This window comes from Streptomyces sp. NPDC003379 (assembly GCF_053589195.1).
Map to the genome: position 1 here is coordinate 1 of NZ_JBSFRK010000025.1, position 11389 is coordinate 11389.

An 11389-nucleotide genomic window follows, 5' to 3' on the forward strand; every position below is an offset into this window, starting at 1 on the left:
CCCCTTGACCGGGTCTCGCGTACCGCCCCGTCAGGGGCGCGGGGAACTGCGCGACCAGCCACACACAACCCGCAGATAAACGGGAAAAGCCCTCAGCCGAGGTCGTGCATCCAGCCGTGCTGGTCCTTCGCCGTACCCCGCTGGATGTTCAGAAGCGCGTCCCGCAGCTTCATCGTGACCTCGCCCGGCTCGCCCCCGCTCTGCTGCCACTCGCCCGCGTTGCACTTGACCGTGCCGACAGGCGTGATGACGGCCGCGGTGCCGCAGGCGAAGACCTCGGTGAGGGTGCCGTTCTCGGAGTCGGTCTTCCACTGGTCGATGGAGACGCGGGCCTCCTCGGACTCGTAGCCCAGGTCGCGGGCGACGGTGAGCAGCGAGTCACGGGTGATGCCCGCGAGCAGGGAGCCGGTCAGGGTGGGGGTGACGATCTTGTTTCCGTACACGAAGTACAGGTTCATGCCGCCGAGCTCCTCGACCCACTTGTGCTCGACCGCGTCGAGGTAGGCGACCTGGTCGCAGCCCTTCGCCGCAGCCTCGGCCTGCGCGAGCAGCGACGCCGCGTAGTTGCCGCCGGTCTTGGCGTCGCCCATGCCGCCGGGGACGGCGCGCACACGGTCCTCGGAGAGCCAGATCGAGACGGGCTTGACGCCGCCGGGGAAGTACGCGCCGGCGGGCGAGGCGATGACGACGAAGAGGTACTCGTTGGCGGGCTTCACACCCAGGCCGACCTCGGTGGCGATCATGAACGGGCGCAGGTAGAGGGACTCCTCTCCGCCGTGCGCCGGGACCCACGCCTTGTCCTGCGCGACCAGCACGTCGCACGCCTCGATGAACGTCTCGACCGGCAGCTCCGGCATGGCGAGGCGGCGCGCGGAGGCCTGGAAGCGGCGGGCGTTGGCGTCGGGGCGGAACGTGGCCACCGTGCCGTCGGGCCGGCGGTAGGCCTTGAGGCCCTCGAAGATCTCCTGGGCGTAGTGCAGGACGTTCGTCGCCGGGTCCAGGGCCAGCGGCCCGTACGGCGCGAGCTGGCCGTCGTGCCAGCCGCGGCCCTCCGTCCACTTGATCGTCACCATGTGGTCGGTGAAGTGGCGGCCGAAGCCGGGGTCGGCCAGGATCGCCTCGCGCTCCGCGCTGGCCAGCGGGGACGAGGAGGGCTTGAGCTCGATGGTCGGCGTCGTCGTCATGAGTACTTCGTCCTTCACGGTGTGATGGTGACGGACCGCGCTCACGCCCGTACCACTGGTACTGGATACCACTGGTACTAGGACGCCCGAGCTTCCCTGTCTTTCACGGCCCCACATTCGATTATCGCTCGCGGGGTCCCGAGGAAGAAACGGCATGATTGCGGCCCGGAGGTCGATGGTGGCACCCCGGGGCCGCATACGAGAAGCCGCCGGGTGTCCTGAGGACCCGGCGGCTTCTGTCCGATCTTCGAGCTGATCTTCGAGCTACCGGGTCAGCCCGCTACTCGTACGGCGAGCGCGTCGCCGATCTGCTCGGTGGTGCGGACGCTCTCCCCGCGCTCGGCGAGGTCGGCGGAGACGGCGGTCTCGATGCGGGCGGCCTCGGTCTCGTACCCGAGGTGGCGCAGCAGGAGGGCGACGGACAGGACGGTGGCCGTGGGGTCGGCCTTGCCCTGGCCGGCGATGTCCGGCGCCGAGCCGTGCACGGGCTCGAACATGGACGGGAACTCGCGGCCCGGGTTGATGTTGCCGGAGGCCGCGACGCCGATGCCGCCGGAGACGGCCGCGGCGAGGTCGGTGATGATGTCGCCGAAGAGGTTGTCGGTGACGATCACGTCGAAGCGGCCGGGGTCGGTGACGAGGTAGATCGTCGCGGCGTCGACGTGGATGTAGTCGGTGGTGACCTCGGGGAACTCCTTGGCCACCTGGTTGAAGACGTTGGTCCAGAGGTGACCCGCGTACGCGAGGACGTTGTTCTTGTGGACCAGCGTCAGCTTCTTGCGCGGGCGGGCCTGCGCGCGGGCGAAGGCGTCACGGACCACGCGCTCCACGCCGAAGGCGGTGTTGACGGAGACCTCGGTGGCGACCTCGTGCGGTGTTCCGGTGCGGATCGAGCCGCCGTTGCCCGTGTAGGGGCCCTCGGTGCCCTCGCGTACGACGATGAAGTCGATCTCGGGCTGGCCCTTGAGGGGGGTCGCGACGCCCGGGAGCAGCTTCGAGGGGCGCAGGTTGACGTGGTGGTCGAAGAGGAAGCGGAGCTTCAGCAGGAAGCCGCGCTCCAGGACGCCGGAGGGGACCGAGGGGTCGCCGATCGCGCCGAGGAGGATCGCGTCGTGCCGCTTGAGGGCTTCGACGTCGGCGTCGGTGAGCGTCTCACCGGTCGCGTGGTACCGCTTGGCGCCGAAGTCGTACTCCGTGGTCTCCAGCTTCACATCCGGCGGGAGGACGGTGCCCAGGACCTTGAGCCCCTGGGCCACGACTTCCTGGCCGATGCCGTCACCGGGGATCACTGCGAGATTGAGGATGCGAGAGCTAGCCGACATGCGGGCAGCCTACTCTCCGTCCCAGGGGCTGACATCCGATGTCCGGCATGCGGACAGCCACCGCATGGCCACCTCCTCTTCACCCCGATGCCTGGTGGAAGTCGGCCGTCGCTGGGAAGTTGTCCGCCATGGAGGCCATGAACGCCAGGAACGCCATGGACACACCGAACGTCGGCATTCCGGAGCCGCTCGCGTCCCGGATGAGCATGCCGGAGCAGCACGAGTACCTGCGCGCGAAGCTCTCCCGCCGCACGGTGCTCGCCCGTTCGTTCGCCACGGCGGGGACGGTGGGCGGCATCGGCCTGCTCGCGGGCGGTTCGAGCGGCGCGCACAGCGGGGGCTCACCCGTGCCGGTCGCCTCGTCCGCGCGGGTGCGGGTGCGGGTCGACGGCAGGCTGGTCGCTCCCTTCGGGCGGCATCTGGCGTTCGGGGCCGACCCGAAGACGCAGATGCGGATCTCCTGGCAGGTGCCGTTCGCGGTCAAGGCCCCTTACGTACGCGTGGGTTCCAAACCCTGGGAGCTGGGCCAGAAGATCGAGGCGGAGGTGCGCGATCTGCACACCCCCTCGCTGTCGAAGAAGCTACCGTCCGTCGAGCAGTACTACCTGCACGCGGCGCTTGACGGCCTCAAGCCCGGCACGACGTACTACTACGGCGTCGGCCACGACGGCTTCGACCCGGCGTCGCCCGAGCGGATGGCGACGATCGGCTCGTTCAGGACGGCGCCCGCGCGGGCGGAGAAGTTCGTCTTCACGGCCTTCGGCGACCAGGGCGTCAGCTATCACGCGCTCGCCAACGACCAGGTGATCCTGGGCCAGAACCCGTCCTTCCATCTGCACGCGGGCGACATCTGCTACGCGGACACCACCGGGCACGGCAAGGAGTCGGACACGTACGACGCGCGCGTGTGGGACACCTTCCTCGCGCAGACGGAGTCGGTCGCGAAGTCGGTGCCGTGGATGGTCACGACCGGCAACCACGACATGGAGGCGTGGTACTCGCCGAACGGCTACGGCGGGCAGTCCGCGCGCTGGTCCCTCCCGGAGAACGGCTTCGACCCGCACGAGGCGCCCGGCGTCTACTCCTTCACGTACGGCAACGTCGGCGTCGTCGCCCTGGACGCCAACGACGTCTCGTACGAGATCACCGCCAACAAGGGCTACACGGACGGCAAGCAGACCGCCTGGCTCGACAAGCGGCTCGGCGAGCTGCGGGCGGACAAGGGCGTCGACTTCATCGTCGTCTTCTTCCACCACTGCGCGTACTCGACCTCGACGCACGGCTCCGACGGCGGAGTGCGCGACGCGTGGCTGCCGCTGTTCACCCGGCACCAGGTGGACCTGGTCGTCAACGGCCACAACCACGTCTACGAGCGCACCGACGCCATCAAGGACGGCGCGGTCGGCAGGCCCGTGCCGGTCGGCGCGTCGACGGATCCGACGCGCGACGGCATCGTGTACGTCACCGCGGGCGGCGCGGGCAAGGACCTCTACGGCTTCGGCCCCGGGGTCGAGGACAGCTACGAGGGGCACGTCCACGACCGCGACCACATCGTGAGCTTCCACTGGACGAAGTCGCGGCGGGCGGACCCCGACACGGTCGCGTGGTCACAGGTGCGCTACACCGGCTTCTCGTTCCTCGCGGTCGAGGTGACGGCGGGCGCGCACCCGAAGCTGTCGGTCTCCGCGCTCGCCGGGAACGGTGAGCGCATCGACCACTTCGAGGTCACACGCGGGGCTCAGTGACCGGTCTTGCCGCCGTTGTCCCTGCGGTCGAGGGCTCGCTGGAGGGCCGCGGCGGCGTTCTTGCGCTCGGAGCGGCGCTCGGAGTCGCTCGTACGGGAGGCGTGACGGACTCGGCGGACGGTCGTCTCGGCCATGGGAGATCCACTCCTTGAGGGAAGGTGATTTCGAGACCTCCCCACCGCCTCATGCGTGTGGGGGGCAACCGCCGGAAGGGGCGGGGAGCGGCGGAGCGGCAGGGTTCGCCTGCACGGGGCTCCGGCCCACGACCGCCATTCGCTTGATCGAGCGAGACGTTCGGCTCCTACAAAGCTAAGGGAGGACGGAGCGCCTGTCTCCACAATTACTCGGACTTCCTACTATCTGAGACGGGCTTCACGCGCGTGCCGCTCTCAGCTCGCGGATCAGGGCCCGGACGGGCAGTGAAGAGGCCAGCTCAGGGGTGGTGACATAGCCGACGGAGCGGGTCGGGCGGCCCGGTCCCAGATCGGTGATCCCGACCGAGTCCGGCGCCCCCGTCAGGGAGAGCGCGGGCATGATCGCCATGCCGTGGCCGTTGCCCACCATCGAGAGCACCGCTCCGTCGTCCTCCGCCAGGACGGTCGCCCGCGGGATCCAGTCCTGTCTGCCCCACCACTCCCGCGTGTACGACCCGCAGTTCTCGTGCCAGTCCATCAGCGGCAGGGAGCGCGGGTCGCGATGGCCCGCCGGGTGCACGAGGGAGTACGGCTCCTCCACGAGTACGTCGCCGATGAGCCCCGCGGGCACGGGCGAGGTGCCGCCGAGCGTCGCGATGCCCACGTCGGCGCGGCCCTCGGCGACCTCGCCCGCGGTGCCCGCGCCCAGCTCGCGCACCACCCTGACCTCCGGGCGGATGCCGGGGTGGCGGGCGGCGAGGCGTTCGAGGGCGGCCGGGAGCAGATGCAGGGCCGCGCTGCGGAAGGCGGCGATGCGCAGCGGTCCTGCGGCCTCGCCGCGCTCGGCGGCGCGGGCCTCGGTGACGAGGGCGTCCAGGAGCCGCAGCACGCGCCGGGCGTGGGCGGCCGCGGCGGCGCCGGCGGGGGTCGGCGTCGCGCCCTTGCGGCCCCGTTCGAAGAGGACCGCGCCGACCTTGCGTTCCGTGCCGCGGATCGAGTGGGAGACCGCGGACTGGGTGAGCCCGAGGGTCCGCGCCGCCGCGGAGAAGCCGCGCTCGCGGTCGACGGCGACGAGGACGCGGAGTTCGTGGGGGGCGAGGTCGGCGGCGCGTACGGAATCCGGCAGGGGGCTCACCGGGGGTCTCGTCAAGGGTCTCACCAGCTTCTATGAGGGCCCTTCATGGGTCCGGGCGTTCCATGAGCGCAACCCTCTGCCCGCACCCGGCATTCCTGCCTACGGTCACGGACATGACCGAGACCGCGCTCACCGTGCACCAGACCGCCCGCCCCCACGGATTCCCGACGGCCGACCACTTCACGTTCGTGGAGTCCCCGCCGCCGGCGCCCGCGCCGGGCACCGCCCTCGTCGAGAACCTCTACTGGTCCGTCGACCCCTACCACCGCGAGATGATGGACGGCGACTTCGCCCTGCACGCCCCCTTGGAGGGCCGCACGCTGGGCCGCGTCGTCGAGTCCCGCGACCCCGCGCTCCCCGAGGGCGAGATCGTCCTCCACCGCCAGGGCTGGCGCACGCACGCGGTGGTCACCCCCGACGAGGTCCGCCGCGTCCCCCGCTTCGAGGGCGTGCCCCTCTCCGCGCATCTGGGCATCCTCGGCGGCACCGGCCTGACCGCGTACGTGGGACTCACCCGCGTCGCCGAACTCCGCGCGGGCCAGGACCTGTTCGTCTCCGCGGCGGCGGGCGGTGTCGGCACGGCGACGGGGCGGCTGGCCCGGCTCATGGGCGCGGGACGGCTCGTCGGCAGCGCGGGGACGGCGGCGAAGGCGTCGTACCTCACGGAACACGCCGGCTACGACGAGGCCTTCGACTACCACGCGGGCCCCACGGCCGACCTGCTGGCGAAGGCGGTACCCGACGGGATCGACGTCTACATGGACAACGTCGGCGGCGAGCACCTGGAGGCGGCGATCTCCTCGCTGCGCGAGTACGGGCGGATCGTACGGATCGGCACCATCGCCCAGTACAACGCCACCGGCGCGCCGTACGCCCTGCGCAACCTCCCCGACATCGTCGAGAAGAGCCTGCGGATGGAGGGCTTCCTCGTGAGCAACCACCGGGCCGCGCAGGAGGAGTTGTACGAGTTCGTGGTGCCGCATCTGCAGAGCGGGCGGGTCGGGCTCGACGAGACGGTGGTGGAGGGCTTCGACCGGATCGTGGAGGCGTTCCTGGGGATGCTGCGGGGCGAGAACCTCGGGAAGATGATCGTCCGCGCGGCCTAGAACACTTCTCCGTCCCGCCAGTCGATGAGCAGTCCGTACGCGGGGTCCAGCTCGGCGCTCCACAGCAGCGGAGGATCCTCCTCCGGCATAGGGATCACACCCTCCGGACCGAGCGTGCCGACCGCGCCCTTCCACTCCCGCCAGCCACGCCCGAGGTAGAGGCGCCTGCCCTCGGAGGACGGCGAGAGCGCCCCCAGTGGGTACGCCCCGTCGATGACCCGCTCCAGGGCGGTCATCAGCTGCCCGCCGAGGCCCTGCCGCTGCCGGTCGGGGCGGACGGCGACCGCCTCCACATAACCGACGCGCCACGAACGGCCGTTGTGCAGGATGCGGCGCTGGACCACGGAGCCGTGCGCGACCAGGGTGCCCGCGCCGTCGTGGATCAGGGCGTGGACGCCACCGAGGCCGTGGTCCCAGTCCTGGTCGGAGAAGTCGCCGTCGAAGGCCTCGTCGAGCAGGGCGCGGGCGGCGCGGAGATCGGCCGCCGTCAGATCGCTGGTGTGGCTCGTCCGCAGGGTGCTCTCCGTCATCTGTCCACCGTACGCAGCCAACCGTGCTCCGCGGGGCCGATCACGATTGGTCTGCACCATGGCGCGGGCGCGCTCCCCGCAGCACAATCAGAGGCATGCCTGAGACCCAGCAGCAGCGAGAGTGGACCCCTATTCACGGCGAGCCCTACCGCTCCGTGCCGTACCGGCCCGAGCGCATGCCCGAGGACCGATCCCTGGCGCGTGCGGCCGAGTTGCGGGAGCGGATGCATGAGCGGCGCACGGTGCGGCAGTTCGCGCCGGACCCGGTGCCCGCGCAGGTGGTGCGGGACGCCATCGCGTGCGCGGCGACGGCGCCGTCCGGCGCGCACCAGCAGCCGTGGACGTTCGTCCTCGTCCAGGACCCGGAGATCCGCCGCCGCATCCGCGAGGCCGCCGAGCACGAGGAGCGCGTCTCGTACGACGGGCGGCTCGGCGAGGAGTGGCTCGCGGCCCTGCGCCCGCTCGGCACGGACGAGGTGAAGCCGCATCTGACGGACGCGCCCGCGCTGATCGTCGTCTTCCAGCAGCGGTACTGGCTGGGCGAGGACGGCGCCAAGCACAAGCACTACTACGTCGACGAGTCGGTCGGCATCGCGGTGGGCATGCTGCTGTCCGCCCTGCACCTGTCCGGTCTCGCCGCGCTGATCCACACACCGAGCCCGATGCGGTTCCTGTCGCAGGTGCTCGGCCGCCCCGAGAACGAGAAGGCGTTCGCGGTGATCCCCGTGGGCTATCCGGCACCGGACTGCCAGGTCCCCGACCTCGTACGCAAGTCGCTCGATCAGGTCCTCGTGGAGGTCTGAGCGGACACCGGCCGCCCACCCAGGGAGGGGTAGTCGGTGTAGCCCTCGGCGCCCTCTCCGTAGAGGTGCGCCTCGTCGATCTCCTGGAGGGGCGCGCCCGCCGCGAACCGCTCCGGCAGGTCGGGGTTGGAGAGGAACCCCCGCCCGTACGAGACGAGGTCGGCGACACCGGAGGCGAGGACGGCCTCGCCCGCCTCCCGCGTCGTCGGGTCGCCGTTCTCACCGACGTTGGCGACGAGCGTGCCGTGCCAGTGGGGGCGCAGGTCGGTGAGGGCCGGGTAGCGGTCGTTGTCGGTGAGGTGGAGGTAGGCGAGGCCGAGCCCGTCGATCTCGTCGAGCAGCGCGCGGTAGACGGGGCCCGGGTCTGCCTCAGCCATGCCGAACTGCGGGTTGCCGGGCGACAGGCGCAGTCCGAGGCGTTCGGCGCCGATGGCGTCGGCGACGGCGCGTACGACCTCGACGGCGAAGCGGATGCGGTCGGCGACCGAGCCCCTGCCGTAGGCGTCGTCACGGAGGTTGCTGTTGTCCGCGAGGAACTGGTGGATCAAGTAGCTGTTGGCGCCGTGCAGTTCGACGCCGTCGAAACCCGCCTCGATGGCGTTGCGGGCGGCGTCCACGAAGTCCTGGACGGCCGTACGTATGTCCTCCAGGGACATCTCGCGGGGCGTGAGCGCGTCCGCCTTGCCGCCGGGCACGTGCACGCGGCTCGGGTCCACGAGCACGGCGGACGGCGCGGCGGGCACGTCGCCGTCGACGCGGGACAGGGGGTGACCGTGGCGTCCGCCGTGCATCAGCTGGGCGTAGATCCGGCCGCCCGCGGCGTGCACGGCGTCGGTGACGCGCCGCCAGCCCTCGATGTGCGCGGCGGTCTCGATGCCCGGGTAGCGCCAGCCGCTCTGGCCGCGGCTGCTGGGCCAGATGCCTTCGGTGACGATCAGTCCGGCGCTCGCGCGCTGGGCGTAGTAGTCGGCGACCACCGGCAGCGGAGTGCCGTCGGCCGTCGCCCGCAGCCGGGTCATGGGGGCCATGACCATGCGGTTGGGGAGGGGGCCGAGGGGGCCTGCGGAATAGGGCGCGAGAATCGTGGTGTTCGTCATGCCGGAACGGTAGAAGTTGACACCGGTGTGAGTTTCAAGTGCGGAGGTCCACGGGATGAGAATCGGCGAGCTGGCGAAGCGCACCGCCGTGAGCGAGCGCTCCCTGCGCTACTACGAGACGCAGGGCCTGCTCTACGCGGACCGCACCCCGGGCGGTCACCGCGACTATCCGGAGCGCGCGGTCGACCGGGTCGTCCACATCCAGGAGCTGTTCGCGGCGGGCCTGTCCAGCACGAAGATCGTCCAACTGCTGCCGTGCATGCGGGACGGGGACGGCGGGCCCTCCGAGAAGGCGACGCCGTGGCTGGTCGACGAGCTGACCGAGGAGCGCGCCAGGATCGACCGCCAGGTGGAGGACCTGCTGCGGGCCCGGGAGGTCCTGGACGAGGTGATCACGGCGGCGTCCGGCGCGACCCGCTGATCCACTCACTCCAAGTCCCTAACCACTGATTGGGCATTGACTGGTTAGCCGTACGCGTGCTCTACTCGCCCTACGCCAACCACCAAAACATGCTTGAGGGGTTAGACATGAGCAGCGTCCACTACCGCTCCGCCACTGTCCGCGGCCACGAGGTCTTCTACCGCGAGGCGGGCCCCGCCGACGCCCCTGTTCTCCTCCTGCTGCACGGCTTCCCGACCAGCTCGCACATGTTCCGGGACCTCATCCCCCTGCTCGCGCACCGCTACCGCGTCATCGCCCCCGACCACATCGGCTTCGGCCGCTCGGCGGCGCCGGGCGCCCATGAGTTCCCGTACACCTTCGCCGAACTCGCCGCGGTCACCGCGGAGTTCACCGAGCACATCGGCCTGACGCGCTTCGCGCTGTACGTCCAGGACTACGGCGCCCCAATCGGCCTGCGCCTCGCGCTCGACCACCCCGAGCGCGTCACGGCGATCATCACGCAGAACGGCAACGCGTACGAGGAGGGCCTCGGCGCCGACGCCTGGGCGCCGGTCCTCGCCTACATCGCGGACCCCGACGAGAAGACCGCCGCGCCCGTCCGGGAGATCCGCTCCCTGGAGGGCATCACGTGGCAGTACACGCACGGCGTGCCGGACCGGAGTCTGCTGAACCCCGACGCCTGGCACCATGACGCCGCCCTGATGGCCCGCGAGGGCCAGGACGAGATCCAGCTCTCCCTCATCGGCGACTACGGCAGCAACATCGAGCTGTACCCGGCGTTCCAGGAGTACTTCCGCACCTCCCAGGTCCCGCTGCTCGCGGCCTGGGGCGCCCACGACGAGATCTTCGTGCCGGGCGGCGCCCTCGCCTTCCTGCGCGATCTCCCGGAGGCCGAAGTGCACCTGCTGCCCACGGGGCACTTCGCCCTGGAGACGCACGCCGCGCAGATCGCCGGGCTGATCGAGGAGTTCCTGGCCCGGCGCCTCCCCGCCCGGGTACGGTCGGGATCATGAACTCAACTCCCTCCCGCAGGACCCTGCTTGGCGCCGCGGCCGTCGCCCCCGTGCTTCTCTCGGTGCCCGGCACCGCGCACGCGACGCCCTCGTCCGACGCCCGGCGGCAGCTGCGCGAGCTCGAAAAGGGCTACCCGGGCCGCATCGGCCTGCACGCCCTGAACACCGGCACGGGCGCCACCATCGGCTACCGCGCGGACGAGCGCTTCGCGATCGCCTCCACGTTCAAGGTGCTGGCCGCCGCGGCGATCCTGCGCCGGGCCCGCGAGGAGGAGCCGGGACTGCTCGACGTACTCGTCCGGTACGGGCGCGACGACATCGTCAGCGCCTCGCCGAGGACCGAGATGCATCTGGAAACCGGCATGACCATACGGGAGTTGTGCGACGCGACCATCACGTACAGCGACAACGCCGCGGCCAACCTGATGATGCGCAGGCTCGGCGGGCCGCACTCCATCACCGAGTTCGCCCGCTCCCTCGGCGACTCCCGCACCCGCCTCGACCGGTGGGAGCCCGAGCTCAACACCAACATCCCCGGCGACCCGCGCGACACGACGACCCCCGCGTCCATGACCGCGAACCTGCGCAAGCTGGTCCTCGGCGACGCCCTCGCCCCGCTCGACCGCGACCAGCTCATCCGCTGGCTCCTGGAGAACACCACCGGCGACAGGCGGATCCGGGCCGGGCTCCCCGCGGGCTGGCGGGTCGGCGACAAGACCGGCACCCCCGCGTACGGCGGGGTCAACGACATCGCCGTGGCCTGGCCCCCGAAGGGCGGCGGCGCGCCGCTGATCATCTCCGTCTACACGACGCGCCTGGACCCCGACACCCCCGGCGAGGACCGCATCGCCGCCGACATGACCCGCGTCGCCGTCGACGCCCTCGCCTGACCCCGGACACGGCCCCGGACACGACCC

The 11389-nt window shown here is 71.2% G+C and carries 12 protein-coding genes; 6 read left to right on the forward strand and 6 right to left on the reverse strand.

Going from position 1 to position 11389, the window contains the following annotated elements; translation table 11 throughout:
* Nucleotides 1-92 precede the first annotated feature (92 nt).
* Both ACWDVB_RS24030 and ACWDVB_RS24035 read right to left on the reverse strand, forming a co-directional pair.
* Nucleotides 93-1184 (reverse strand): branched-chain amino acid aminotransferase, encoded by a 1092-nt coding sequence (locus ACWDVB_RS24030; protein WP_451516712.1) that lies wholly within the window; start codon nucleotides 1182-1184, stop codon nucleotides 93-95.
* 272 nt (nucleotides 1185-1456) lie between these two features.
* Nucleotides 1457-2506: a 3-isopropylmalate dehydrogenase gene (locus ACWDVB_RS24035; protein WP_451516701.1), complete on the reverse strand. Its 1050-nt coding sequence runs from the start codon at nucleotides 2504-2506 to the stop codon at nucleotides 1457-1459.
* Nucleotides 2507-2661: 155 nt separating this feature from the next.
* On the opposite strand from ACWDVB_RS24035, the gene ACWDVB_RS24040 reads away from it, so the two are divergent.
* Complete coding sequence (locus ACWDVB_RS24040; RefSeq protein WP_451516711.1) at nucleotides 2662-4251, forward strand: purple acid phosphatase family protein; 1590 nt, start codon at nucleotides 2662-2664, stop codon at nucleotides 4249-4251.
* Here ACWDVB_RS24040 and ACWDVB_RS24045 read toward each other — a convergent pair.
* Together ACWDVB_RS24045 and ACWDVB_RS24050 are read right to left on the reverse strand one after the other, a co-directional pair.
* Complete coding sequence (locus ACWDVB_RS24045; RefSeq protein WP_451516700.1) at nucleotides 4245-4385, reverse strand: hypothetical protein; 141 nt, start codon at nucleotides 4383-4385, stop codon at nucleotides 4245-4247. The genes ACWDVB_RS24040 and ACWDVB_RS24045 overlap by 7 nt on opposite strands.
* Before the next feature lie 238 nt (nucleotides 4386-4623).
* Nucleotides 4624-5535 (reverse strand): LysR family transcriptional regulator, encoded by a 912-nt coding sequence (locus ACWDVB_RS24050; RefSeq protein ID WP_451611994.1) that lies wholly within the window; start codon nucleotides 5533-5535, stop codon nucleotides 4624-4626.
* A 98-nt stretch (nucleotides 5536-5633) separates the two neighbouring features.
* On the opposite strand from ACWDVB_RS24050, the gene ACWDVB_RS24055 reads away from it, so the two are divergent.
* On the forward strand, nucleotides 5634-6626 hold the full coding sequence (locus ACWDVB_RS24055; protein WP_451516698.1) for an NADP-dependent oxidoreductase: 993 nt from the start codon (nucleotides 5634-5636) through the stop codon (nucleotides 6624-6626).
* On the opposite strand, the gene ACWDVB_RS24060 is transcribed toward ACWDVB_RS24055, so the two are convergent.
* Nucleotides 6623-7156: a GNAT family N-acetyltransferase gene (locus tag ACWDVB_RS24060; RefSeq protein ID WP_451516697.1), complete on the reverse strand. Its 534-nt coding sequence runs from the start codon at nucleotides 7154-7156 to the stop codon at nucleotides 6623-6625. The two genes, ACWDVB_RS24055 and ACWDVB_RS24060, sit on opposite strands and share 4 nt — an antisense overlap.
* Before the next feature lie 95 nt (nucleotides 7157-7251).
* On the opposite strand from ACWDVB_RS24060, the gene ACWDVB_RS24065 reads away from it, so the two are divergent.
* Complete coding sequence (locus ACWDVB_RS24065) at nucleotides 7252-7959, forward strand: nitroreductase family protein (RefSeq protein WP_451516696.1); 708 nt, start codon at nucleotides 7252-7254, stop codon at nucleotides 7957-7959.
* Here the strand turns inward: ACWDVB_RS24065 and ACWDVB_RS24070 are convergent.
* Entirely contained in the window at nucleotides 7938-9056 is a 1119-nt protein-coding gene (locus tag ACWDVB_RS24070; protein ID WP_451516695.1) for an alkene reductase, read from the reverse strand. The genes ACWDVB_RS24065 and ACWDVB_RS24070 overlap by 22 nt on opposite strands.
* Nucleotides 9057-9111: 55 nt before the next feature.
* Here ACWDVB_RS24070 and ACWDVB_RS24075 point away from each other — a divergent pair, with 55 nt between their 5' ends.
* From ACWDVB_RS24075 to bla, 3 genes are all read left to right on the forward strand, one after another.
* Nucleotides 9112-9477 carry a MerR family transcriptional regulator gene (locus tag ACWDVB_RS24075; RefSeq protein ID WP_451516694.1) on the forward strand — a complete coding sequence of 122 codons (366 nt, stop codon included), beginning with the start codon at nucleotides 9112-9114 and terminating at the stop codon, nucleotides 9475-9477.
* Between the two features lie 107 nt (nucleotides 9478-9584).
* Complete coding sequence (locus ACWDVB_RS24080) at nucleotides 9585-10472, forward strand: alpha/beta fold hydrolase (RefSeq protein WP_451516693.1); 888 nt, start codon at nucleotides 9585-9587, stop codon at nucleotides 10470-10472.
* Nucleotides 10469-11362: a class A beta-lactamase gene (bla, locus tag ACWDVB_RS24085; protein WP_451516692.1), complete on the forward strand. Its 894-nt coding sequence runs from the start codon at nucleotides 10469-10471 to the stop codon at nucleotides 11360-11362. The genes ACWDVB_RS24080 and bla overlap by 4 nt, the downstream gene beginning before the upstream one ends.
* Nucleotides 11363-11389 lie beyond the last annotated feature (27 nt).

Excerpts from the sequence above, each read along its gene's own strand:
- ACWDVB_RS24055 (WP_451516698.1), top strand. The coding sequence starts at position 5,634 with ATGACCGAGACCGCGCTCACCGTGCACCAGACCGCCCGCCCCCACGGA.
- ACWDVB_RS24065 (WP_451516696.1), top strand. The coding sequence starts at position 7,252 with ATGCCTGAGACCCAGCAGCAGCGAGAGTGGACCCCTATTCACGGCGAG.
- ACWDVB_RS24080 (WP_451516693.1), top strand. The coding sequence starts at position 9,585 with ATGAGCAGCGTCCACTACCGCTCCGCCACTGTCCGCGGCCACGAGGTC.
- ACWDVB_RS24075 (WP_451516694.1), top strand. The coding sequence starts at position 9,112 with ATGAGAATCGGCGAGCTGGCGAAGCGCACCGCCGTGAGCGAGCGCTCC.
- ACWDVB_RS24070 (WP_451516695.1), bottom strand. The coding sequence starts at position 9,056 with ATGACGAACACCACGATTCTCGCGCCCTATTCCGCAGGCCCCCTCGGC.
- bla (WP_451516692.1), top strand. The coding sequence starts at position 10,469 with ATGAACTCAACTCCCTCCCGCAGGACCCTGCTTGGCGCCGCGGCCGTC.
- ACWDVB_RS24060 (WP_451516697.1), bottom strand. The coding sequence starts at position 7,156 with ATGACGGAGAGCACCCTGCGGACGAGCCACACCAGCGATCTGACGGCG.
- ACWDVB_RS24040 (WP_451516711.1), top strand. The coding sequence starts at position 2,662 with ATGGACACACCGAACGTCGGCATTCCGGAGCCGCTCGCGTCCCGGATG.
- ACWDVB_RS24035 (WP_451516701.1), bottom strand. The coding sequence starts at position 2,506 with ATGTCGGCTAGCTCTCGCATCCTCAATCTCGCAGTGATCCCCGGTGAC.
- ACWDVB_RS24030 (WP_451516712.1), bottom strand. The coding sequence starts at position 1,184 with ATGACGACGACGCCGACCATCGAGCTCAAGCCCTCCTCGTCCCCGCTG.
- ACWDVB_RS24045 (WP_451516700.1), bottom strand. The coding sequence starts at position 4,385 with ATGGCCGAGACGACCGTCCGCCGAGTCCGTCACGCCTCCCGTACGAGC.